This is a genomic window from Parabacteroides caeci (assembly GCF_023656795.1).
In the GTDB taxonomy this organism is placed as follows: Bacteria; Bacteroidota; Bacteroidia; order Bacteroidales; family Tannerellaceae; genus Parabacteroides; species Parabacteroides segnis.
This window is the reverse complement of sequence record NZ_JAMOKT010000136.1, coordinates 1-2688: the sequence shown is the minus strand read 5'-3', so window position 1 is coordinate 2688 and position 2688 is coordinate 1. Positions and strand designations below refer to the sequence as shown.

The following is a 2688-nucleotide window of genomic DNA, read 5'->3' as shown; positions in this document are numbered from 1 at the left end:
TGGAGAGACCGGAGTATACTGGGACAGTATGAAGGTCTTAAATCTGAGTCGAAACAGGCATTTTTGTACTGAGAGTCATAATTGATTATCAGTGATTTGCAGATTCGATATTGGGTATCTGCTCTCAAAAACCGGAGCATACTGGGACAAAAGCCGTTTTCGATGCCATACCGCACAAAAAACCGGAGCATACTGGGACAGTGGTACCGGCGCAAAACGTTGGCGCAGTGAGCCTCGGCTCTAAAAACCGGAGCATACTGGGACACTTTTGATGATTTTCAGCTATATTCCCCATAAAAAGGAATATAGTCATGGCAACACAACCTACAAGCATGAATATCATCAAACAAGTGCTGATCAGGCTGTCGCAGAAAGAGTCTATACGCTCGATAGCGTCAACGCTTCATATCAGCAAGAACACAGTCAGCCGGTATAAGGCAATCTCAGAAGCCGATCCGATGTCGGTGCGCGAACTCATCGCACTGGAGGACACGGTCCTGAACCATCGTTTCAACGGTGGCAATCCGGCGTATTGCGACGACAGAATGGAGGTTCTCAAGGAACTATTGCCTGAACTTGAGAAAGAGTTGAAAAAGCCCCATGTCACATCGCGGCTCCTGTGGGAGGAATACAGGCGTAAGCATCCGGACGGTTACGGGCTGTCGCAGTTCCGTTTCCACATCTCGCAGCATATCAAGGCCGTTACGCCGTCCACGCTGCTCCGCGACCTCTACCAGCCGGGACAGAAGATGCTCATCGACTTCGCCGGCGACCGTATGTCATATGTCGATACCGACACGGGAGAGGAGGTCTTTGTGGAGACCTATGTGGCCGTCATGCCTTTCTCGGGCATGACGTTCATCCTATGCGTCCGCTCGCAAGGTATAGAACAGTTCCTGACGGCCACCGTCAAGGCCCTGGAGTTCTTCGGCGGCGTTCCGAAGATACTCGTTCCCGACAATCTCAAGTCGGCGGTCAAGAGAGCGGATCCCTACGAGCCGGACCTGACCACAGGCATGAACGATCTTGCCAACCACTACCTGTGTGTCGCCCAGCCCGCGAGAGTCCGCAAGCCAAAGGACAAGGCTCTGGTGGAAGATGCCGTCAACAAGGCTTACCGCCATATCTACGCACCGCTGCGCAACCATGTGTTCCATTCGCTCGAGGAACTGAACGATGCCGTCGCGGAACTTGTGGACCGCTATAACCAAAAGCGTCTGACCGGATGCGACTACTCGCGCCGCGAGTGCTTCCTTGCTTCCGAAAAAACGATGCTCGCACCTCTTCCAAAGGCACCGTTCGAGTTCAAGCGCCGGGCCTCGCTTAAGGTGGCGCCGAACAGCTTTATCACCTTCGGTCCGAAGCGCAACTCCTACTCGGTGCCCTACCGCCTGATCGGCCAGCAGGTAGATGTCACTTTCACCGCCACGCAGGTAAGGATATACCACTCGGGTGAGTGTGTCGCCACGCACATGCGTTCCTACCGCCACAACGACTATACCTACGTCGAGGAGCATCTTCCGCCCAAGTCTCGGGAATACCGCGCCTACAGCGCCGGATACTTCATCGCCAAGGCTGAACGGATAAGCTCTGACTTCAGGACCATAATAGAGGCTCTGTTCGCGGGAGGTCAGCCGGAGCAGGTATATTTCCGCACAGCCCAGGGATTCTTCTCCCTCCAACGGAACAGCGCCCCATCGCTGTTCCGCCAGGCCTGCGCGATAGCTGTCAGCCACGGCAACCTGCGGTATAAGTTCGTACAGGCCCTCGTAAAGAGCCAATGCGAGGGCTTCCGGGAGAACGCCGACGAACTCGCTCCACCATCCGGCCACTCCAACATACGTGGAAAAGCCGCCTTTGTATGACAATCCTAATTTATAAATCAAACAAATATCAACAATGGAAAGAATCCTTACTGAACTTCGACAGATGCGCCTGCCCGGCATGGCGCAGACATGGCAGAACCTCATGGAGACCCATCAGGCTTCCTCGCTCAACATCATCGACGGTCTCCGCATTCTCCTTCAGGGAGAGCACGACATGCGCCGCGCCAACCGCAACGCACGCCTGCTCAAAAACGCCCGATTCCGCTATCAGGTGTCGGTCGACGAACTGGCATACGACTCCGCACGCGGACTTGACCGGGCGTACATAACGCAGCTCTGTTCCGGCGAATACATCCGTCGCGGCATCCCCGTGATAATCACCGGCGCAACAGGAACCGGCAAAAGCTGGCTCGCATCCGCTCTTGGACACCACGCCTGCGTCTCCGGCTTCAAGACCCGGTACTGGAGCATCCTTAAACTCATGGAAGACCTTGCCATGGCCAAAGTGGAGCATCAGGAAAAGAAACTCTTCGAGAAAATCGCCTCATACGATCTCCTGATAATCGATGACTTCGGAATCAAGAAATTCAATAACGAGCAGATACTCGACCTGATGGAGATAATCGAAGACCGACACGGACGCAAAGCCACTGTCATCGCCTCGCAGATACCTGTCTCAGACTGGTACGACTGCCTTGAGACAAACACTACCGCTGCCGACGCAATCCTCGACAGGATGGTACACTCGGCAATCCGTTTTGAACTCAAAGGAGACAGTCTCAGAAAAAATCATTAACTTTGTCGCATCAAAAGTGTCCCAGCCTCCTCCGGCGCACTGTCCCAGTCACCTCCGGTTTTTCCA

The 2688-nt window shown here is 54.2% G+C and carries 2 protein-coding genes; both read left to right on the top strand.

Annotation, left to right across the window (positions count from 1 at the left end; all coding sequences use genetic code 11):
- Positions 1 to 311: 311 nt before the first annotated feature.
- Positions 312 to 1865: an IS21 family transposase gene (gene istA, locus NBH15_RS29025; RefSeq protein WP_250824205.1), complete on the top strand. Its 1554-nt coding sequence runs from the start codon at positions 312 to 314 to the stop codon at positions 1863 to 1865.
- 34 nt (positions 1866 to 1899) lie between these two features.
- Positions 1900 to 2622, top strand: a complete 723-nt coding sequence (gene istB, locus NBH15_RS29020) for an IS21-like element helper ATPase IstB (protein ID WP_250824204.1) — start codon at positions 1900 to 1902, stop codon at positions 2620 to 2622.
- Positions 2623 to 2688 lie beyond the last annotated feature (66 nt).

Excerpts from the sequence above, each read along its gene's own strand:
- istA (WP_250824205.1), top strand. The coding sequence starts at position 312 with ATGGCAACACAACCTACAAGCATGAATATCATCAAACAAGTGCTGATC.
- istB (WP_250824204.1), top strand. The coding sequence starts at position 1,900 with ATGGAAAGAATCCTTACTGAACTTCGACAGATGCGCCTGCCCGGCATG.